We start from the raw sequence: 20683 nt of genomic DNA, 5'->3' as shown, positions 1-20683 counted from the left end.
TCCTTCCCTGCCGAATCGGTCCGTCAGCCCGGAAGAGGACCGTCTGTGCGCTGTCTCCCCTGCCGAAGAGTGTCAAAGGCCGGCACCAGGTGCCCGCCGGGGCCAGGCGTCATCGGGGCCGTCGTCCCGCTTCCTGGCCGCGAGAGCCACGGCGCGAAGCGGTCTCCCGTCGCTCTCCCGGCCCCGCGCCGTCCCGGCGCTCGGGGCGGATCGGTGTCTCCCGCCCCGGTGCCCGGTCTTTCTTTTCCGGCGTGCCTCCGCAGGACATGCCGGGGACGTGAGACGGACGGATGGGCGGTGCGCACGACGATCGTCGATCGTGCCGGACGCGACTGTGCCGTGGCCAAGAATAGGGGGACACCGGCGCCGGCCCACTGGTGTGCGGGAAGGTCGGATGGTGCCGGGGGTGAGCCGTTCGGGGCAGGTCACCGGCGGTAGTGCGCGGGCGGGGACGAAGGGCCTCCAGGCGTCGGAGCCGCTGGTGGGGAGGCGTGGGGACATCAGGGGCAACGTGTGGTCCACCGGCTGCGGGGGCGGACCGGGTGTCCCGCCGGCGGGACCCGTCGGGAGGAGGGCCAATTTCGTTTCGGGTGCCTATTCTTGCGCGTTCGGACGCATTGGCCTACTTTTGATGGCAGCTGAAAGGGCAGTTCTGCTTTCTTCGGTTTCTCAAGGGGTCTGCTTCCGATAGCGTGGTGTGCTCCTAACTTATCCTTTCGCCTTCGATTATTGGCCCGGACCCTGGGGTGCGGGCGATTTTCGCGGCGTCCTAGTGATTGAGAAAGAGGTGGCATGATGACGCTTTCCGACATCCTCTCCCTTCAGGAGTTGGAAATCGAGTCCGACCAGGTTTTTCTGGCCAACAGTGGGGCCAGTTACTTCAACTGCGGTTGATCGGTCACCGGCGTGCGCCGCGGTTGCGCGGCGCACGCCGACTCCTTTGGTGCCAGTCAATATTTCGTAGTCGAGGGTTTCCAGACGTGATAATTCCGCACACCGAAGCGCTCGGGATCCGGCTCACCGCCGCTCAGACCCGTACCGGTAGCGCCGTTTTCGAGGAACTGACCGGTCTGGGGTTGGAGAAGCTCCCCAGCCGCGACGCCTTCACGTCCATGTCGCTCTGGCCCAACGGTCCGCACCAGCAGGTCTGCGCCCAGTTCGAGATCGTGCACCCGGAGTCGGGGAGGATCGTCGGCTACACCTCGTTGCACGAACTCAGCCCGCACAGCGGTTACGTGAAGTGCAGCGTGGCGCTCGACCCGTCTCGCGGCGGGCCGGGAGCCGCGACCGCCGCGACCGCGCTGACCGCCAACTACGCGTTCTCGATGTGGAACATCAGGAAGATCTACTTCTGGACGCTCGACGACTCGATCGCCGCGCTGGACGGCACCCCGATCGACGCCGTCAAAGAGGTCGTGTTCCCCGAGTACGTGAAGGACGGCGACCAGTTGAGGACGGCGAACGTCTTCGCCGTCTACCGGGAGCAGTGGGAGACGGCAGGTGTTGAGTTCGTCCGGACGCTCGCCGCGGGTCCGCCCGCGTCCTGACCACGCAACGGCCGGTCACGTCGATAAACGGCCGGAGGCCGGAGCTGTTGCCCGACTCTTGAGGAGGTTGGCCCGGTGACCCACTCGGGTGTGCCCGGAGGAAACGCCGCCCCTGCCGTGTCCGCGCGCGGCCTCCACAAGCGCTACGACGAGGTCGAGGCGGTCAAGGGCGTCGACTTCGAGGTCGAGCCGGGCGAGATCTTCGGTTTTCTCGGCCCCAACGGTGCGGGCAAGTCCACGGTCATCAAGATGCTGTGCACCCTCCTCACTCCGACGGGCGGATCCGCTTCCGTCGGGGGTTACGACGTCGTGCACCAACGCCAGGAGGTCCGCCGCACCATCGGGCTGGTCTTCCAGGAGCAGACCCTCGACCGCTACCTGACCGGACGGCAGAACCTCCGGTTCCACGCCGAGATCTACGCCGTTCCCAAGCACCTGGTGGAGGAGCGGATCGACCGCGCGATCGAGACCGTCGGCCTGGGCAGCCACAAGGACCGGATCGTGGGGACCTATTCCGGTGGCCTGCGCCGACGCCTGGAGATCGCCCGCGGCCTGCTCCACTCGCCCCGCGTGCTCTTCCTCGACGAGCCGACGATCGGTCTCGACCCGCAGACCAGACAGGCCATCTGGGAAGGCATCCGCGAGATCAACGAGCGCGACGGCGTGACCGTTTTCATGACGACGCATTACCTGGAGGAAGCCGAGAACTGTCAGCGGATCGCCATCATCGACGAAGGCTCCATCGCGGTGCTGGACAGCCCCCGGGCGCTCAAGGAGAGCGTCGGCAAGGACCGGGTGGAGATGGTCTCGGCCGAGGCCGACGCCCTCGGTGCGGTGCTGCTGGACCGGTTCGGGATCGCTCCGCAGATCGAGGGGGAGAACGTCGTCTTCACGGTCGCCGAGGGCGAGGAATTCGTTCCGCGCCTGTTCGCCGACCTGAAGTTCCCGGTCCGCTCCATCAGGGTGACGCCGCCGTCCCTCGACGACGTCTTCCTGGAGTACACCGGCAGCACGATCCGTGCGGCCGAGGCGCAGGCGGAACACAGCCGGGAAGCCCGCGCAGTCGCGCGATGATCGTGTGCCGGGCGCAGCCGCCGGGGGAAGCGGTGCGCAGGTGCGGGAGAGGTGGGGATTCGTGCGCGTGGTGATCGCGGCCCAGGCCGAGCGGACGCATTTTCTGGGGATGGTTCCCGTGGCGTGGGCGTTGCGGGCGGCCGGGCACGAGGTGCGGGTGGCCAGTCAGCCCGAACTCGAAGGTGTGGTCACCGGTGCCGGACTGCCCTTCGTGCCCGTGGGCCGCAACCACTCTTTTCCGAGGATGGTCAAACGCGCGGCCGGCGGCCGGACCGCGGTCTTCGACATGGGTGAAGACCGCGACGAGGTTCTCACCTGGGATTACATGAGGGATGGCTATCGCCAGATGGTGACCTGGTGGTGGCGCATGGTCAACGAGCCGATGCTGGGCGACCTGGTGGCGTTCTGCCGCCAGTGGCGTCCGGACCTGGTGATCTGGGAGCCCACGACGTTCGCGGGGGCGATCGCGGCCAGGGCCTGCGGGGCCGCCCACGTCCGCTTCCTCTGGAGCCTCGACCTGTTCTCCCGGATGCGGGGGTTGTACCTGCGGCGGATGGGCGAGCAGCCCCCCGACCAGCAAGAAGACCCCCTAGCCGCCTGGCTCACCGCCCTCGCCGCACGCTACGGCCTCGATTATGACGAAGAACTCGTCCACGGCCAGGCCACCATCGACCAGGTTCCTCCCTCGCTGCGGATCGATCCGTTGTCCGACGCCAGGTACCTGCCGATGCGCTACGTCCCCTACAACGGGCGCGCCGTCGTCCCCCACTGGCTGCGCACCCCACCCCACCGACCCCGCATCTGCCTCACCCTGGGCACCAGCGCCTCCGAACGCTTCGGCGGCTACACCGTCTCCGTCACCGACATCCTCAACGGACTCGCCGACCTCGACGCCGAAATCATCGCCACCATCCCCACCGCCCACCACCACACCCTCGGACCCATCCCCCCCAACACCCGCCTCGTCGACTACGCCCCCCTCCACGCACTCACCCCCACCTGCCACGCCATGGTCGACCAGGGCGGGCCGGGGACCGTGTTCACCTCGCTCACCCACGGGGTTCCCCAGGTCATCGCCCCAAGGGACCGGTTGTTCGACGCTCCGCTGTTGGCCCGGGAGGTGGAGCGGGCAGGCGCGGGGTTCGCGCTGGACTCCGCCGACGCCACGGGGGAGACGGTGGGGGAGCGGGTACGACGGCTGCTCGGGGAGCCGGGGTTCGCCCGGTCGGCCGACCGCCTGCGCCGGGAAATGCAGGACATGCCCGCCCCCGCCGACCTCGTCCCCCTCCTCCACGACCTCACCGGCTGAAGTCTCGCCCCGGAGCGGGTGCCCGCGGTCGGCTCAGTCCTCTTTCCGGTGCTTGACGGTGAGGCGTTCCAGTTCCGCCACGAGAAGGTCCGGTGTGGGCATGGCCAGTACCTCCTGCTGGAGTCGGCGGACGCCCGCGGCTATCTCCGCGGAACCGAGCACCTCGTCCAGCCGCTCCCGGACGCCCCCGGCGGTGCACCCCGCCCAGGGGAGCACGCTGCCCGCGGAGGCGTCGGCCAGGGCACTCGCCAGTGGCGTCGCGTCGAACAGGTCCGGCTCGGGGACGATCACCTGCGGCACCCCGTGCAGCAAGGACGTGCAGTACGTGTCGAACCCTCCGGGGTGGACCACCGCGGAGCACGTGGGAAGCACGATGTGGGAGATGCCCTCTTCGATGACGCGCACACGGTCGGGGAAGGGGGGGAGTGTCTCCCGGTCCGCCGGCGGAAGGACCAGCAGCACTTCCGCGTCCAGGCCGATCGCGCCGGCCAGCACCTCCCGCAGGACCGCCTCGCTGCGTTCGGGGTCACCGGCCCGCAGCGCCCGCCAGTCCACGAGCACGCGTCGCTGCTCGAGTGGGGTGCGCAGCCATCCGGGCAGGACGGTTGCCCCCTCGTAGGGGACATGGCGCACGCCCACCTTCTCCTCGACCACGGGCTCCCCGGCCCTGAGGGAGGCGGGAATGGGGCCGATCGAGAACTGCCCTCTGATCAGGTCCTCGGAGAAGGGGACGTCGTAGCGCTCGGCGCGGGAGGTGAGCCATTCGCGCAGCGGGTCGGCATGCTCGTGCGCGGGCTGCTCCGCCATCGCCTCCAGGTAGTTCCGGCGATTCTGGCCGACCAGGTCGTAGCTCCACAGGAAGCGGGCGTGGGCGGCACCGCACGCCTCGGCGGCCACTGCCCCGGCGAAGGTCATCGGCTCCCAGATCACCAGATCCGGCCGCCACTCCCGACAGAAGGCCACGAGTTCTTTCAGCATCGGTTCGTTGATCACCTTCCACCACCAGACGACGAACCGGAGTTGCGCCTTCTTGAGGCGGTCCCACGTCAGCTCCTCCGGCCGGTCCTCGGCCAGGTTGAAGGCGGATTCCTGGTAGTCCTGGTACTGCTGGGTCGCCGGCGAGTGCAGCAGTTTCCTGGACATGTGGTCCTCGCCGACCGGGAGTACGGTCAGGCCGGTGCTTGCGGCCGCGTCGGTCAGCTCCGGCTGGCTGGCCACTCGCACCTCGTGACCCGCGGCCCGCAGCGCCCATGCCAGTGGCACCATGCTGAAGAAGTAGGACCTGTCTGCGTATGTCGCTATGAGGATGCGCACGGTATTTCCTTTTCCTGGTACGCGTTCGGAGAAAGTCATCCGCAATGAAAAGGTCGGCCATTGAGTGCCGTCGGCGTTGTTGCCGCCTTTAACTTGGGGAGTTCGGGCTGCCGGTCCAGGTTTTTCGCGTGGGTCGGGAAGGGGTGGGGGCGTATAGCTCCCTGGCTCGGTGAACATACCATCGTGCAGGAACGGTGCCGAGTCTGGACAAAACCCGAGAGACCCCGTGTACGGTTCGGTGAAACCCACCGCTCTGTCCGACCAGGAGTTTCTGTGAAGGGTATTGTTCTGGCGGGAGGAAACGGGAGCCGTCTCCGGCCGAGTACGAGTGCGGCGTCTAAGCAGTTGTTTCCCATCTACGACAAGCCGATGATCTACTATCCGATCGCGGTTCTCATGCTCGCTGGAATCCGTGAAATTCTGGTGATCTCCGCCCCCGAATCGATTTCCCCTCTGCAACGGGTGTTCGGAGACGGAAAGCGGCTCGGTCTCGATATCGGTTACCGGGAGCAAAAAGAGCCGCGAGGAATCGCGGAGGCTCTGCTCATCGGCGAACGTCATATCGACGGCCGACCCAGTGCGCTGGTACTGGGCGACAACCTGTTCCACGGCCCCGGATTCGAGGAAGCCGTCCAGGAGGCCGCACGCACGGTGGACGGATGCGTCCTCTTCGGACACAAGGTCTTTGATCCGTGCCGCTACGGGGTCGGGGGGTTCGACCGGTCCGGGAGGTTGATCTCGATCGAGGAAAAACCGGAACGCCCCGATTCCGACTACGCGGTGACGGGGCTCTATTTCTACGGCGCCGATGCGGTCGAGGTGGCCAAGGAGGTTCGTCCGTCGGCGCGCGGCGAACTTGAGATCACCGATGTCAACCGGGCTTACCTTGCCCAGGAAAGGGCGCGTTTCGTGACGCTGGAAGACAGTGTCGCGTGGTTCGACGCGGGAACGGAGGAGTCCCTCTTCGAGTCCGCCTGCTATGTCCACTCGGTGCTGAAGGGACAAGGCGAGCGCATCGCCTGCCTCGAAGAGATCGCGTTGCGTATGGGATTCATCGACGCGGAGGCGTGTCACAGGTTGGGAGAAGAGATGAAGGACTCGCCGTACGGTCGATACGTGATGGAAAAGGCTCGGCGCTCGAATGGCACACGGTAGAGGTGAGAGCACATGAGAATGCTGGTCACTGGCGGCGCTGGGTTTGTCGGATCGAATTTCGTCCGACGCGTTCTCGCGGGCGCGTATCCGGGGGTGGACGCCTCCGAGGTCGTGGTCCTGGACAAGCTGACCTACGCCGGAACATTGGGGAGCCTGGAACGCGTAATGGAGGACCCCCGGCTCAGATTCGTCTCCGGGGACATCTGTGACACCGCTCTGCTCGACGAGGTGATGGCCGGTGTCTCGCTCGTCGTCCACTTCGCGGCCGAGACGCATGTCGACCGCTCCATCGCTGACGGTTCGGAGTTCCTGCGCAGCAATGTGAACGGGACGTTCGCCCTTCTCGACAGCGCGTTGAGGGCGAAGGTCGACAAATTCGTCCTCGTGTCGACCGACGAGGTCTACGGGACGATCACGTCGGAGTCCTGGGACGAGCAGGGCCTGCTGGAGCCCAACTCCCCCTACGCGGCAACGAAGGGCGCGGCCGATCTCATCGCCCGTGCCTTCTACAAGACGCACGGTCTCGCGGTGTGCATCACCCGGTGCTGCAACAACTACGGGCCCTACCAGTTCCCCGAGAAGCTGATCCCGCTCTTCGTCACGAACCTCCTGGACGGCGAGACGGTCCCCCTTTACGGGGACGGCAGCAACGTGCGCGAGTGGGTGCACGTCGACGACCACTGCGCCGGTATCGCCCTGGTCGCGCAACACGGTGACCCGGGGCGGATCTACAACATCGGCAGCGCCGTGGAGATGACCAACGAGCAGGTGACGGCACTGGTCCTAAAGGAGCTGGGGCACGACTGGTCGATGGTGCGCTTCGTCGAGGACCGCAAGGGACACGACCACCGCTACTCCCTCGACCACACGAGGATCCGCACCGAGTTGGGCTACCGGGACCAGGTGCCCTTCCGGCAGGGGTTGGCCGACACCGTGCGCTGGTACGTGGACAACCGGAGCTGGTGGGAACCGCTGAAGAAGCGGGTGGGTTCCACCTCGGCTTGAGGCCGAACGGCAGGGGATCGCTTCCGGGCCGCATCCGGGACCGTCCCGCTGGCGGGACACCTCGGCGGGTGCGGCGTCCTCCCGCCGGGCGGGCCGGTGAAGGGTGTGGCCCCTCCCGTGCCTGCGCTTTTCGCCTCGGCACCACTGCACGACGGATATGACAAAGGAGAGTCCATGACCTGCCTCGACCGAGGGGAGACGGTGGTTCCGCGATTGTGCGCGAAGGGCCGTGCGCACCGGAGGTCGGTCGCGTGACGTACGACCGACTCTCGCCGGCGGACTTGTTGGCCGGCGACTTCCAGGCGCCCGAGTTCACCGAACGCCCCTGGACGGTGCGCTGGGACGAACTGGACGAACCGGTCGAGGACTTCGTCATGAAACGGTTCCCGCCGGTACTGGACTTCTTCACGTCGGGGACCACCGGAGAACGCCGACGCTGGCGGCGCAGTCGCGAGCAACTGTGGGCGGAAGCGTCGCTCCTGGCGGCCATGATCGGACCCGACCGACCCGAGGCGGTCCTGTCGTTCGCTCCGCCCCGGCATCTCTACGGGGCACTCGTCAGCCTCCTCGTCCCCGCGAAGCTCGGGCTTCCTGTTTGGTACCGCCCGCAGTTCGCCGCCATGCCGCCGCAACCGCACCGGCGCTGGGCCGTCATGGCCATCCCCTGGACCTTTCGGATTCTGCTTCAGCGAGCCTCCTGGGTTCGTTCTCTCGAACGGGTCAGCGTTGTCCACAGCACGTCCGTGCTCCCCGCCACCGCCGCCGACCTGCTTGCGAAGTTCCCCGAAACCGCCTCGCTGCTGGAACTGTTCGGCTCCACGGAGACCGGTGCCATCGCCACCCGCAGGTGGAGCGGCGGGAACCCGCCCTGGGAGCTGTGCCCGGACGTCGAGTTCGCGCTGCCCCGCCCCGAGAGTACAACCGAGGGTGAAGTTCCGCTAACTGTACGCAGTCCACGGCTGGCTCGCTTTCCGGACGGCCGCGCACCGGATTCCTGGGAGATGGACGACCGGGTGCGGATCATCGACGCACGCAGATTCGGCTTCGCCGGTCGGCGCGGCCGGCTCGTCAACGTCAATGGACGCAGGATCGACCTCGAACTCATCGAGGAACGGCTGCGGTCCTCGGTGTCCTGTGCGGACCTGGCCTGCACGCCGGTGACCGACCCCCTCATCGGCGAGCACTTCGACCTGCTGATCGTTCCCGGCGGCGGCCGTACCGGAGCCGATCTCGACCTGGCCGCCGCCCTGGCGGAACTGGAATGCCGTCCCCGCAAGGTGGTTCCCGTCGACCGGATCGACCGCTCCGAGACGGGCAAACTCCGGCGGGTGCAGATGCAACCGATCTCGAACACGGGAGTGCAAACGTGACGACGGGTACCCGGCGAAATCTCGCCGCGATCGCGCGAGCTGCGGATTGGGACGCTGAACTCGCGGAGTGCGAAGAGGAGGACGCCGCTCGGATGCGCGGCGGGATGACCACCCTGGCCAAGACGCTCGCGGACGGGAAGCCGGTCTACGGGGTCACGAACGGATTCGGGCCGCTGGTCGCCTTCCCCGCAGCCGAATCGGCCCAGGAACAGGGCAGCGGGCTCATCGCCCATCTGGCGACCGCCCAGGGCAGTCCCCTGCCCCCCGACGTGTGTCGCCTGGTGGTGTGGTTGCGCCTGTCCGGGATGCGACTGGGCCACTCGGCGGTCTCCCCGGAGTTCTGGTCGCTTCTCGCCAAGTTGTGGAACAGCGGTTTCACCCCGGCGATCCCCCGGGACGGGACGGTCAGCGCGAGCGGCGACCTCCAGCCCCTGGCCAGTGCCGCGCTCGCCTTCAGCGGAAGCGGGGAGGCGTGGGTGCGCGACGACGCGGGCGCCTGGGTCTGCCTGCCCGCCGAGCGCGCACTGGAAGCGGTCGGCGCCGAGCCGGTCGAGTGGTCTGCACGCGAGGCGCTGGCCTTCGTCAACGGCACCGGGGTCTCGCTGGCACTCACCATCGACAACCACCGGCAACTCTCCCGTCTGGTGCGCGCGTCCGCCCTCCTGACCGGCAGGATGGCGCGCCTGCTGGGAGCGGATCCGCAGGCCTACCACCACGGCATCGGCGAGGTCAGAGGCCAACACGGTCAGATACGGGTGGCCCGGTGGATCAGGTCGCAGTTTCCCGAAGGGGCCGAGCGGGGCCCGGGGCGTCCGCTTCAGGAGCCCTACAGCCTCCGGTGCGCCCCCCAGGTCCTCGGAGCGGTGCAGGACCGGTTGGACGCGGAAGAGGAGATCCTTGTCCGTGAGGCCGGCGGGACCACGGACAACCCCGTCTGTTACGAGGGAGAGGTCCTGCACGGCGGCAACTTCCATGCCATGCCGGTCGGTCTGTGCTCCGACCAGTTGGGCCTGTGCCTCCAACAGGTGGCCTACCTGGCCGACCGGCAGCTCGCGCTGCTGTGCGCTTCCGAGACCAACGGTGGGCTGCCCCCGATGCTCACCCCACGGCCCGGAGCCGGCAGCGGACTCGCCGGTGTGCAGGTGAGCGCGACGTCTTTCGTCTCCCGGATCAGGCAGTTGGTCGTGCCGGCCTCTCTGACCTCCCTGCCCTGCAACAACGGAAACCAGGACCATGTCCCGATGGCGCTCAACGGTGCCAACGCCGTGGCCGAGGCGCTCGGGCACGCCTGGCTCGTCATCGGATCGCTCGGGGTGGGCCTCGCCCAGTACGCCGCACTGGTCGGCCAGGAGGCCGAGCCCGACAGCCTCTGGGCCGAGCTCGCCGAGATCAGCCCACCGCTGGACCGGGACCGGCCCCTGGCGGCAGAGGTGCGCGCGGCCCGCGACGCGATCGCCGCAGCCGCGCGGCGATGGGTCGACGGCACCGACGAAGACCAGGAGCGATGAGTGGGTTCCCCCGAGAGGACGCAGGCCATGGACTACACCGGGATCGACAATGAGGCCATCTGGAACCGGTTGGGTGACGACCATCCGGTGGTGGGCCCCGTGTCCGGGGCCACCATCGACCGACTGCTGCGCATGGTCGAGCTCAAGTCCGACGCGACCGTGCTCGACATCGGTTGCGGTCTGGGCGCCTGGTCGCTGCGCGCACTGGAGTTGCACCCCGGCTCCTCGTGCGTCGGGGTGGACCTCTCCGCGGCGCACATCGCCCGGGCCACCCGGGAGGCCGAACGCCGCGGTCTGGCCGACCGGTTCAGCGGACACGCCGTCAACGCCCGCGCGTTCACGCCCCAGGACCCCAGCGACCTCGTGATGTGTGTGGGACTCACCGAGGTCTTCGGCGGCCTGGACGGCACCTTGAAGCACCTCCGCGCCCAGGTGCTCCCCAACGGCTACGTCCTGTTGGGGGAGAGCTTCTGGCACCGCCCCCCGAACGAGCAGACCCTCGCCGCGCTCAGCCTCGACGAGGACCCCCACACCGACCTAAACGGTGTGCTCGAACAGGTCACCGCGGCGGGATGGATGCCCGTCCACGCCCAGGTGAGCACGGCCGAGGAGTGGGACAACTTCCTCTGGGCGTGCGTCCGAGGTCTCGTCGACTGGGGCTTCAACGAGCAGGACCCGGCCGCCCGGACCCGGATCCTGCGCTACACATCGGACTATCGGGAGAGCTGGCTGCACAACCTCCGCGGCACGCTCGGTTTCGTCCTTCTCCTGCTTCGCCCGGTCGCCCCGTCGGAGACCTTCCTCGTGGCCCGACGGCCGGAATGGGCCAGATGAGCGGAGGGTCTGTCCGGCCCTGAAACTGCTGCCGGTCGGCGTGCGGCGACGCTGCGCCGGCCGGTCCGGTGTGCGGGGAAGCGGCGAACGGACCGGTCCGTCGCCCCGTGGCCCTCTAGAATGGCGCCGATGGATGAATTGCGCGGGAAACAGGCCGTCTGGCGTTTTGGCAGTGAGTCGATCGCCATCCGCTACGCCACCGGGTGGTTCAAAGACCCCCTGTTGAAGAAGCTCGGCCAGTGCGAGGTGCCGATCGCGGCCATCGCCTCGGTGGATTTTCGGCCAGGAGCCGGGAAGAAGAAGGGGTGGGTCCTTCAGCTGCACCTGCGGGAGCACGCCGACCCCTACGCCACTGCGGGCGCGATGCTGAACGAGAAGGCCCAGCCCTTCCGGCTGACCGGTCCGGCGAAGACCGAGCTGTTGGCCGAGTACTACTCCGACCAGATCACCTTCGCGATCGAGAACGCCCTCGACGACGCAACGGCTACGGACCCCGCTCAGGTGGCCACCCGCCTCGTTCCCAAGCTGCCGCTGCACATCACGACGGAGGAGGGAACCGCCACCTTCGACGGTGCGTCGGTGCGGCTGGTGTGGTCCGGTTCCGCGGCCACGACGCGCAAGCGCAAGGAACAACGGCGCGAGTTCCCCCTCTCCCGCGTGGCCGCAGCCGAATGGGTGCCCTCCGACGGGTGGGAATACGGGTACCTGCGCGTGGTCGAGCACGGTTTCGCGGCCAAGGAAGCGGTCAAGCCCAAGCACGACTTCTCCTGCCTGTTGTGCGAGGAAGGGCGGGAGGGAGCGGCGACACTGCTGATGGCGGCCACCATCACCGCCTACATCTGGGCCGGAACGGCCCAACCGGCCCGCCAGTTGGGGGCCGGGCCGGAGGCCCTTCCCGCGGGGGAGCCCGGAACCGGTGACGGTGACGAGGAGGACGCTGTCTACGCGCAGATCGAGCGACTGGGCCGCCTGCACGCCGACGGTTTCCTCACCGACGACGAGTTCGCCGCCAAGAAGGCCGAGCTGCTCGACCGGCTCTGAGCCGTCCGCCGAACGCCCCGCAGGAGCAGACCTTCGGGGCCACCCTGCAACGGCGTCGTCGTCCCCGACGCAATGCTCCACGGCGAAGCGTTCCTCGCCGTGTGCCCGGCCGAAGCGTCCGGCCGGTACCGTTCCGGGGACGTCGTGGCCGGTTGCCCCCTGTCGGTCGACCTCCGGTCCGAGCCATGGCTGCTGCCGGGAGCTGGAGCGGCACCGGACACGTGAATAGGGTGTCCGCACGGATGCCCGGCGATAATGCGCGGGATCTGCGGCGGGCATTATGCGCAAGAGGACCCGTCGGTCCGTTCCGCCTCTTTGAAAAGAGGCCACTGTTCACGTGCCCGACCCGAAGAGATCGGTCCCCGCTCCGGGGCCGGGGTTTTCGGTTTGTCGAATGGAGAACACTCGTGCTCGATCGGGTAGAGGTCTACACGCAAGCGGACCCGCTTTTCTATGAAGACCCGCGCCGGTGGACGGGCGGCCCGGCTTTTCTCGGCGACGGAGAGTTCTCGATCTCCGGCCTTGACTGTCCCAGTGGGTGGGTAAGCGGTGATCAGGGGGTCTGGCGCTACCTCTTTCCAGAGGGCGCAGACCTTCCGGAACAGGGCTGGAAGATTCACGTCTCCGCAACCCTGGACAACGCCGAAGAGATCTGCGAAGCGGTCCGAGAGTACTGCGTTGCCCGGCGAATTCCGTTCAAGTATCTGATGAACCGGAGAATCCAGTTCGTTTTCTCCGCCAAATATGCGCCCCGGGCATCCAGCGGGAAACTTGTCACGATCTATCCACGTGACGAGAAGGAACTGGAATCGATTCTCGTCGGGCTCTCCGAGAAGATCGGCGGCGAACCGGGCCCCTACATCCTCAGCGACCTCCGGTGGGGCCAGGGGCCCCTCTACGTTCGCTACGGCGGGTTCGCCGAGATGCGGTGCACCGGTGCGGACGGGGAACTGGTTCCCGCGATCCGGCGCCCGGACGGCGCCCTCGTCCCCGACCTCCGCCAACCCGCCTTCTCCCCACCGGCCTGGGTCGAGATGCCGGACTTCCTGAAACCGCACCTGCGCACCGGGCAGAACGGCGAGGCCCAACAGCCCTACCGTGTCCTGAAGGCGCTGCACTTTTCCAACGGGGGAGGCGTCTACCTCGCGGAACGCCTCACCGACGGCATGACCGTCGTGTTGAAGGAGGCCCGTCCGCATGCCGGTCTGGACGGGAACGGCGACGACGCCGTCGCCCGGCAGGAACGCGAGGAGAAGGCGCTCACCCGACTCGACGGGATCTCGGGCGTCCCGGGCCTTCTCGACAGTTTCCCCCTGGGCGGGCACCGCTTCCTGGTGCAGGAGTACGCGGAGGGGCTCCCGCTCTACTCCTGGTGTGCGGCCTTCCACCCGTGGGTCAACAAGGCGGACCCCGACGACGAGGAGGTCGCCGACTACACCCGCAGGGCACTGCGGATCATGGACCGGCTCAAGGAGATCGTCGGCGAGGTGCACAAGCGCGGCCTGGTCTTCGGTGACCTGCACGTCAACAATGTGCTCGTCGATGCCGACGACACGGTGACGCTCATCGACTTCGAGCAGTCGTTCGACGCGGCGGACGCCCAATGGAAGCCGGGGCTCGGCGCACCCGGCTTCAACGTCGCGCAGCGGCGCGGGACCGCCATCGACGACTACGGAATGGCCGCCCTGCGCCTGGTGGTGTTCATGCTGTTCAGTCCGATCACGGTCCTTGACTCGGCCAAGGCCGCGGAGTTCGTCGCGATCGTGCGCCGCAACTTCCCCGTCCCCCCGGAGTGGGCGGACGAGATCGAAGCCGAGATGGTGCCGGAAGGCACGGCCGCCGCCTCCGGGCAGTGGCCGCCCGCCGCGGCCCCGTCGCCGGCGGCGATCGCCGCCGGGGTTCTCGCCTCGGCGACCCCCGAGCGTCGGGACCGCCTCTTCCCCGGGGACATCCAGCAGTTCGTCTCGGGTGGCTTCGGTTTCGCGCACGGCGCGGCCGGCGTCCTCTGGGCACTGGACACGGCGGGCCACGGCCGCCACCCCGACCACGAACAGTGGCTGATCGACGCGGGGCGGCGACTGGTCCGGCCCAACCCGGGGTTCTACGACGGTGTGGCCGGTCTCGCCTACGCCCTCGACCACCTCGGATACGGGGAAGAGGCGGCCGACCTGCTGGAGCGGCACGCGGATGCTCCCAGCGGGGGCATGTCCCTCTTCTCGGGCCTCTCCGGGGTCGGTGCCACCCTGTTGCACTTCGCGGACAGCCACGGGGACGCCCGGTATCGGGAGCGGGCCGTGGCGCTGGCCGACCGGCTCGCCGGCTTCGTGGAGAACGGTCCCCCGGAGGGCGCGGAGCGGGCGAGCAGCGGGCGGACCGCAGCCCTGCCCGTCGGCCTCATGCGCGGGTGGTCGGGAATCGCGCTCTTCTTCGTCCGTATGTATGAGCAGACCGCCGACCCCGCCTGTCTCGACGCCGCGGTCCGTGCGATCCACCGGGACCTCGACCACTGCGTGACGTCGGATGACGATGCCCTGCTGGTCAAGGACAAGGGGGCCCGAGCCCTGCCGTACCTGGAAGCAGGCGGCATGGGGATCGCCCTGGTGGCGGGCGACCTGTTGGCCCACCGGGAGGACGCCCGGGTGCGCGAAGCCGTTCCGGGCCTGTGCCGTTCGGCGCTGGCCCGATTGACCGTGCGGGCCGATCTGTTCTTCGGCAAAGCGGGGCAGCTCGTCACCCTGGCCAGAATGGGCGGTGCGCCCGAGGCGGTCGAGGAGCGCGCCCGCGAGTTGGCCGCCTACACCCTGCCCTACCGCGGCCACGTCGCTTTTCCCGGCGGCCGTGGTATCCGTTTGTCGATGGACCTGGCGACCGGGGGCGCCGGCATACTCCTGGCCCTGGCCACAGCGCGCGGACAGGGGGCGCCGTTCCTGCCCTTCTTCTCCGCGCGGGGCTGCGAGAGTTCTGCGGGAGGCAACGCGTGACATCGTCGGACACGGCCGTCCAGGCACCGGACTACGGGTTCTCCCACGACCTCAGGGTCGTCAAGGTCGTCCTCCAGCGCGATATCTTCCGCTTTCTCCACGACGTCGGACGAGCGGTCTCCATGCTCTTCCAGGGCGTGATGATGCTCTTCGTGATCGGCGTCGGATTCGGCTCGCTCGTGCCGAGCGCACCGGGTGGCGCGGACCTCACGACGGTCATGTTCCCCGGTGTCATCACGATGGTGGTGATCGGCACCGCCATGTCCTCGGCGGCGTCGATCGTCTCGGACCGGGAGTTCGGCTTTCTGCGCGAGATGCTCGCGGCCCCGGCCCGGAGGATCGCCATCGCGTTGGGCAAGGTGCTGGCGGGAGCGCTGCTGGCGACGTTCCAGGGGTGTCTGATCCTGGCCATGGCGGGTTTCGCGGGCATCCCCTACGCGCCCTCGCTGCTGCTGACGCTCGTCGGCATGATGTTCCTGGTGGCCTTGACGACGTCGGCTCTCGGTGTGCTGATCGCGACCGCGGTGAAGAGTATCGAGGCTTTCATGGGGGTGTCGCAGATAGCGGTCATGCCCCTGGTCCTGCTCTCCGGTGCGCTCTTCCCGGTGGGCAACCTGCCGGCCTTCCTGGGAGCGGTGACGCTGGTCAATCCGGTCACCTATGCGGTGGACCCCATGCGTCAGGCGGTGTTCGCGCACGTGGAGACCACTCCCGAGACGGAGGCGTTGTTCAACCCGGGGATCACCTGGTTCTCCTGGCAGGTGCCGTGGACGCTGGAGGTGGCGATGGTCGGTGGTGCGGGGCTGGTGTTCCTCGTCCTGGCGGTCGCCCGGTTCAGGCGGGCCGAACACTGAGCCGTCCCTGAGGGGCTGGTTCCGGGGGCCGGCCGGAACGTCCGGCGATCGCCCGCGGTGGCGATCCGGAGGTTCCGGCCGAGGCACGTGGTCGAAGGATCGCGGCGCTCATCCCGTCCCCGGCGCGGTCCGGCGTCCGACCGGGGGCGTTCCCGGCTTCCCCGTCCCCTATTTCCGAGCGGGTCGCGCGCCGATGTCTCGCTGTCCCAGCAGTCGGCTGTGCGACGCCCCAGTGAAAGGATGGGCTCCTCGCCGGGAGGGGGAATCGGCGACGAAATGGCGAATTCGCAGGTCAGGGCGCCACTTTGGCAAATTATTGCGATCTGTAATGCTTGTTAGTATTCAGGGTTGAAAATGAGTACTGCGGGGAATTATCTTATATATAGATGATTTGTCCTGATTGCTGACTGCGGGGCCCATGAGAGCGGATGCTGCAATCCAGGTGGAACGATGACCCACGTGACGCATGTGCACCTGCTCGGTGAGGTCGCGGTCCGGGTCGAGGGGCGGGAAGTCAACCTGGGGCCGGCCAAGCAGCGCGCGGTCTTCTCGGTGCTGGCGATGCACGCCAACCGCGTGGTGAGCAGGGACGAACTCATCCAAGGGGTCTGGGGCGCCAAGGTGCCCGCCACCGTCGAGAGCAGCATCTACACCTACGTGGCACGTCTGCGCCGTCTACTCGAACCCCAGCGCAGCGCCAGATCGCCCTCGGAGGTCCTGATCCAGGACGGTTCGGGCTACCAGTTCCGGACCTCCCCCCAACTGATCGACGTGCAGTTGTTCGACCGTCATCTGCAGCAGGCGCGGTGCCACGGAAGCGGGGGCAACCTCGACGACGCCGTGGCCGAGCTCGACGCGGCGCTGTCGCACTGGAAAGGGCTGGCCTTCGCAGGCTTGTCCGGTCCGTTCATCGAGGTCGAGCGCAACCGTCTGGACGCCCTCAAGTTCACCGCCATGGAAGAACGCCTCTGGGCGCTCATCGAGCTCGGCCGGCACCAGGAGGCGATCGGGGAGCTCTCGACGCTCGCGCTGGTCCACCCCCTGCGGGAGAAGGTCCGCAGCCTGCTGATGCGGGCCTACCACGAGAGCGGCCGAAGGGCCGAGGCACTTGCCGAGTTCCGCGACATCCGGACCCGGTTGGTCACCGAACTGGGCATCGAACCCGGGGTCGATCTGCAGAACGCGCACGAACGAATCCTGCGTGAGGACACCTCGCGCAGACAGGCCGTCACCCCTTCCGCGTTGCCGGTCACCCGCAACGGGCGGATCGTCCCCGCGCAACTGCCGCGGGACATCTCCGCCCTCCGCGGTCGTGAGGAAGAGCTGCAACGGTTGCGCAGGCTGGCCACCCACCCCGAAGCAGCGGACAAGACGCCGGTCTTCGCGATCGACGGTCCTCCAGGGGTCGGCAAGAGCGTGTTCGCGATCCGCTTCGCCCACCAGATCTCCACCGATTTCGCGGACGGGCAGCTGTACCTCGACATGCGCGGGTTCTCCGAGAACTCCGCTCCGCTGACGGCCACCGACGCCAAGGAGATCCTGCTCGGCGGCCTGGGAATTTCCGTCCCCGCCGGGATGGACACCGATCCCCAGCAGCAGGCCGGTTTCTACCGAAGCGCGCTGGCAGGAAGACGCCTGCTCATCGTGCTGGACAACGTGCGTTTCGTCGAGCAGGTCCGGCCCCTGCTCCCGGGCGGTTCCTCCTGCCTGGTGCTGGTGACGAGCCGCAACCGGCTCTCCGGGTTGGCGGTCCGCGACGGAGCCTCCCTGATCACTCTGGACGGCCTCTGCGAATGGGACGCGGTCGCGGTCATGGAGGAGGTCATCGTCAGAGGCGGAGGCACACCACCGTCCTACGAGCGTCTCGGGGCGATCGCGCGCATGTGCGGTTACGTCCCCGTCGCCCTGTGCGCGGCCGCAGAGAAGATCGCCACTTCGGGGCCCGATCCCGTGGAGGAGATGATCGTGCAGGACGGCCTGTTGGAACTCCTCGACCTCGGCAGTGATCCCCTCACCTCCATACGTTCGGCGCTGCTGTCCTCCTACCGGACCCTGTCCCCGCAGGCCGCCAGGATGCTTCTGGCGCTGGGGCGGGCCGACACCCCGGACTTCGACCTGTCGGCCGCGGCGAAACTGGCCTGCACCAACTCGCCCGAGACCTGGCGGGGCCTGAACCTGCTCAACCGCTCCTCCCTCGTCCAGCAGGGGACGGACGGCCGTTTCCGGATGAACGCCCTGGTGCGCGCCTACGCGCGTGCGCTCAACGCCAAGGACATGCAGGGCTTCGACTCGTCGGTGTGCTGACCGATCGGACCGGGACGGGGCCTCCCCCGTCCCGGTCCGATCGCTGAGGTCAGAGCACCGTGACCTCCGGGACATACCTGATCCACCGGCCGCCGGCGTCGCGGAACCCCTGCTCCTTCGCGATCACCTCGTCGGCGTGGTTCCACGCGAACAGCACCGCGTAGTCGGGGTAGGGCAGCGCGAAGTCCTCGGGCTTGCGCACCGGGATGTGCGAACCGGGGGTCAGCCGTCCCTGCTTGGCCGGAGTGCTGTCGCAGATGAACTCGACCAGGTCGGAGTCGATCCCGCAGTAGTTGAGCACGGTCGCGCTCTTCGCGGTGGCCCCGTACCCCACCACGCGTTTGCCGGCGTCGCGCAGCGACCGCAGCTTCTCCAGGAGGCGTTCCCGGGTGGCTTCGACGTTCGCCCCGAACCGTTCCAGCGTTGCGGTCGAGGTGAGCCCCTGCTCCCTCTCCTCGCGCAACAGTTCGGCGACCGCTGCGGACACAGGACGCGAACCCGCGTGCGCCACGGTGTAACGGACCTCTCCGCCATGGGTCGGCAGGCGCTTGACGTCGACGAGTTCCAGACCGAACCGGGTGACCATGTTCGCCACGGAGCTCGCGCTGAACAGGAAGAAATGCTCGTCGTAGATCTGGTCGAAGGACGTCCGCTCCACGATGTCGGCGAAGTAGGGGTCCTCGAAGACGAAGGAGCCGGTCGGGGAGAGCAGCGCCGCGACGCCCTTGAGCACCGAGTCCACGTACGGGATGTGCGAGAACGTGTTGGCGGAGTAGATGACGTCGGCCGTCCCGTGCGCCTCCAGGGTCTCCAGCGCCGTCGACTCCTCGAAGAAGTCCTTGCGGACGGTGATGCCCTCGGCCGCGGCGAGGTCGGCGACTCCGCCCGAGGGCTCCACCCCCAGGTGTCGGACCCCGGCCGCCGCGATGACCTTGAGCATGGCGCCGTCGTTGGAACCGATCTCCACGATGAACGGGTCGGGGCCGCTGAGCTCGGCAGCGAGGAACCCCTTCGCGGTTTCCTCGAAGTGCGCCTGCATGACCACCGAGCCCGACGAGTGGTACGGGTAACCGTTGTGGAACATGCGGTCCCGGGGGACCTCTTCCATGAGCTGAACCATCGTGCAGTCCGCGCAGGCGCCGACCGCCAGTCGGTAGAAGAACTCCTGTTCGTCGCTTCCCGGCTCCCTGAACGCGTCGGCAAGGGGCTGGCGCCCGAAGTCGAAGAACTCGTTCACGACACCGGAACAAATGCGGCATTCGGATGTGGTGGGCAACATGCACTCCTCGGCTGCTCGGGATTTTCTGCTATCGGAGGGAGAACACCCGTCCAGGAGGTCGGGACGGGGCGTGCGGTCATGTCCCGCCGGCAAGACATCTCCGGGGGGCACCCGGCTTACTTCGGGGCGCTGTCCGGCTGCTCCAGCCACCACGGGTTCGCACGGGCCCAGTCGACGAACCGGGTGATTCCGTCCCGGAGGTCGACCGTGCTCTTCCAGCCCAACCGGGTGGACATCTTCGTGGTGTCGGGCACCCGTCGATCGAGGTCCTGGTAGGCATCGCCGAAGTGTGCCCGCGTGGCGGTGTTGTCGAAGTCGATGTCCAGGCCGGTCAGCTCGATGACGAGTTCGACCGCGGCCCTGATCGACACCTCGTCGGAGCTTCCGACGTTGAAGCACTCGCCCAGGGAGTCGGTGCTCGCACCGATCGTCACGGTCGCGTCGATCGCGTCTTCGACGTAGGTGAAGCTTCGGGTCTGGCGGCCCTGGTCGTAGACGACCGGGGCGATGCCCCTCAAGGCCCGGTGCACGCTGCGGCTCACCAGGAACGCCGGACGCTGTCGCGGTCCGTAGAGGTTGAAGTAGCGGATGATCGAGGCGTTGAGGCCGTGCTGGCGCATGAACGCGAACGTGAGGTGTTCGGACAGCGCCTTGCTCGTCGCGTAGCTCCAGCGGTCCGCGGTGGTTGAGCCCAGGAGGCGGTCGGCGTCCTCGGTCCAGGGCACGTCGGGGTTCTTGCCGAACACCTCGCTGGTGCTGGAGAACACGACCTTGGCGTCCGCGCGTACCGCCAGGTCCAGCACGGCACGCGTCCCGGAGAAGTTGACGTCGATGACGTCCAACGGACGTTTCAGGTACTGGTCGACGCCCACCAGCGCGGCGAGGTGGTAGACGGTGTCCACCCCGGGGGTGATCACCCGTGCGAGCTGGTCGGCGTCGCGGATGTCACCCGTCACGTACCTGACGTTGGCCTCGTCGCCGGTCTGGTCGCCCGGGCGGTCCTGGGAGTCGAAGACCACCACGTTGTCGCCGCGGCGAACGAGACTGTCCACGAGGTGGCTGCCGACGAATCCGCAGCCTCCGGTCACTACGACATTGGCCACAGGGC

General features: G+C 68.0%; 16 protein-coding genes. 13 read left to right on the top strand and 3 right to left on the bottom strand.

Annotated features, from left to right (window positions below; genetic code table 11):
* Nucleotides 1-792: 792 nt before the first annotated feature.
* The 4 genes from QSJ59_RS21690 (at nt 793) to QSJ59_RS21675 (ending at nt 3930) form a co-directional block, all read left to right on the top strand.
* On the top strand, nt 793-894 hold the full coding sequence (locus QSJ59_RS21690; protein WP_285761587.1) for a SapB/AmfS family lantipeptide: 102 nt from the start codon (nt 793-795) through the stop codon (nt 892-894).
* Between the two features lie 86 nt (nt 895-980).
* Nucleotides 981-1547, top strand: a complete 567-nt coding sequence (locus tag QSJ59_RS21685; RefSeq protein ID WP_285761586.1) for a GNAT family protein — start codon at nt 981-983, stop codon at nt 1545-1547.
* Between the two features lie 75 nt (nt 1548-1622).
* The gene (locus tag QSJ59_RS21680) at nt 1623-2621 is read left to right on the top strand and encodes an ATP-binding cassette domain-containing protein (protein ID WP_285761585.1); all 999 of its coding nucleotides are present in this window, start codon (nt 1623-1625) and stop codon (nt 2619-2621) included.
* 61 nt (nt 2622-2682) lie between these two features.
* Nucleotides 2683-3930, top strand: a complete 1248-nt coding sequence (locus QSJ59_RS21675) for an activator-dependent family glycosyltransferase (RefSeq protein ID WP_285761584.1) — start codon at nt 2683-2685, stop codon at nt 3928-3930.
* A 33-nt stretch (nt 3931-3963) separates the two neighbouring features.
* Here the strand turns inward: QSJ59_RS21675 and QSJ59_RS21670 are convergent, their stop codons facing one another.
* Nucleotides 3964-5244: a nucleotide disphospho-sugar-binding domain-containing protein gene (locus QSJ59_RS21670; RefSeq protein ID WP_285761583.1), complete on the bottom strand. Its 1281-nt coding sequence runs from the start codon at nt 5242-5244 to the stop codon at nt 3964-3966.
* 273 nt (nt 5245-5517) lie between these two features.
* Between QSJ59_RS21670 and rfbA the strand changes: the two genes are divergently transcribed.
* The 9 genes from rfbA (at nt 5518) to QSJ59_RS21625 (ending at nt 18296) form a co-directional block, all read left to right on the top strand.
* Complete coding sequence (gene rfbA / locus QSJ59_RS21665; protein ID WP_285761582.1) at nt 5518-6399, top strand: glucose-1-phosphate thymidylyltransferase RfbA; 882 nt, start codon at nt 5518-5520, stop codon at nt 6397-6399.
* 12 nt (nt 6400-6411) lie between these two features.
* On the top strand, nt 6412-7404 hold the full coding sequence (gene rfbB, locus QSJ59_RS21660) for a dTDP-glucose 4,6-dehydratase (RefSeq protein WP_285761581.1): 993 nt from the start codon (nt 6412-6414) through the stop codon (nt 7402-7404).
* A 251-nt stretch (nt 7405-7655) separates the two neighbouring features.
* Nucleotides 7656-8774, top strand: a complete 1119-nt coding sequence (locus tag QSJ59_RS21655) for an AMP-binding protein (protein WP_285761580.1) — start codon at nt 7656-7658, stop codon at nt 8772-8774.
* Nucleotides 8771-10282, top strand: coding sequence for an aromatic amino acid ammonia-lyase (locus tag QSJ59_RS21650; RefSeq protein ID WP_285761579.1), 1512 nt, complete (start codon nt 8771-8773; stop codon nt 10280-10282). The genes QSJ59_RS21655 and QSJ59_RS21650 overlap by 4 nt, the downstream gene beginning before the upstream one ends.
* The gene (locus QSJ59_RS21645; protein WP_285761578.1) at nt 10283-11116 is read left to right on the top strand and encodes an SAM-dependent methyltransferase; all 834 of its coding nucleotides are present in this window, start codon (nt 10283-10285) and stop codon (nt 11114-11116) included. It begins immediately after the preceding gene.
* Nucleotides 11117-11245: 129 nt separating this feature from the next.
* Nucleotides 11246-12157, top strand: a complete 912-nt coding sequence (locus QSJ59_RS21640; protein ID WP_285761577.1) for a DUF4429 domain-containing protein — start codon at nt 11246-11248, stop codon at nt 12155-12157.
* Nucleotides 12158-12564: 407 nt separating this feature from the next.
* Complete coding sequence (lanKC, locus tag QSJ59_RS21635; RefSeq protein ID WP_285761576.1) at nt 12565-15138, top strand: class III lanthionine synthetase LanKC; 2574 nt, start codon at nt 12565-12567, stop codon at nt 15136-15138.
* Entirely contained in the window at nt 15135-15992 is an 858-nt protein-coding gene (locus QSJ59_RS21630) for an ABC transporter permease (RefSeq protein WP_285761575.1), read from the top strand. The genes lanKC and QSJ59_RS21630 overlap by 4 nt, the downstream gene beginning before the upstream one ends.
* Nucleotides 15993-16442: 450 nt before the next feature.
* Complete coding sequence (locus QSJ59_RS21625; protein ID WP_285761574.1) at nt 16443-18296, top strand: AfsR/SARP family transcriptional regulator; 1854 nt, start codon at nt 16443-16445, stop codon at nt 18294-18296.
* Nucleotides 18297-18345: 49 nt separating this feature from the next.
* Here the strand turns inward: QSJ59_RS21625 and QSJ59_RS21620 are convergent, their stop codons facing one another.
* Together QSJ59_RS21620 and QSJ59_RS21615 are read right to left on the bottom strand one after the other, a co-directional pair.
* Entirely contained in the window at nt 18346-19575 is a 1230-nt protein-coding gene (locus tag QSJ59_RS21620) for a class I SAM-dependent methyltransferase (protein ID WP_285761573.1), read from the bottom strand.
* A gap of 116 nt (nt 19576-19691) precedes the next feature.
* Nucleotides 19692-20678, bottom strand: coding sequence for an NAD-dependent epimerase/dehydratase family protein (locus QSJ59_RS21615; RefSeq protein WP_285761572.1), 987 nt, complete (start codon nt 20676-20678; stop codon nt 19692-19694).
* Nucleotides 20679-20683 lie beyond the last annotated feature (5 nt).

This window comes from Nocardiopsis ansamitocini (assembly GCF_030268225.1).
Lineage (GTDB): Bacteria > Actinomycetota > Actinomycetes > Streptosporangiales > Streptosporangiaceae > Nocardiopsis_D > Nocardiopsis_D ansamitocini.
The sequence above is the reverse complement of the archived record's forward strand: the minus strand, read 5'-3'. Positions and strand labels throughout refer to the sequence as shown.

Coding starts and splice junctions, on each gene's coding strand:
- QSJ59_RS21690 (WP_285761587.1), top strand. CDS start 793: ATGATGACGCTTTCCGACATCCTCTCCCTTCAGGAGTTGGAAATCGAG.
- rfbB (WP_285761581.1), top strand. CDS start 6,412: ATGAGAATGCTGGTCACTGGCGGCGCTGGGTTTGTCGGATCGAATTTC.
- QSJ59_RS21640 (WP_285761577.1), top strand. CDS start 11,246: ATGGATGAATTGCGCGGGAAACAGGCCGTCTGGCGTTTTGGCAGTGAG.
- QSJ59_RS21625 (WP_285761574.1), top strand. CDS start 16,443: ATGACCCACGTGACGCATGTGCACCTGCTCGGTGAGGTCGCGGTCCGG.
- QSJ59_RS21620 (WP_285761573.1), bottom strand. CDS start 19,575: ATGTTGCCCACCACATCCGAATGCCGCATTTGTTCCGGTGTCGTGAAC.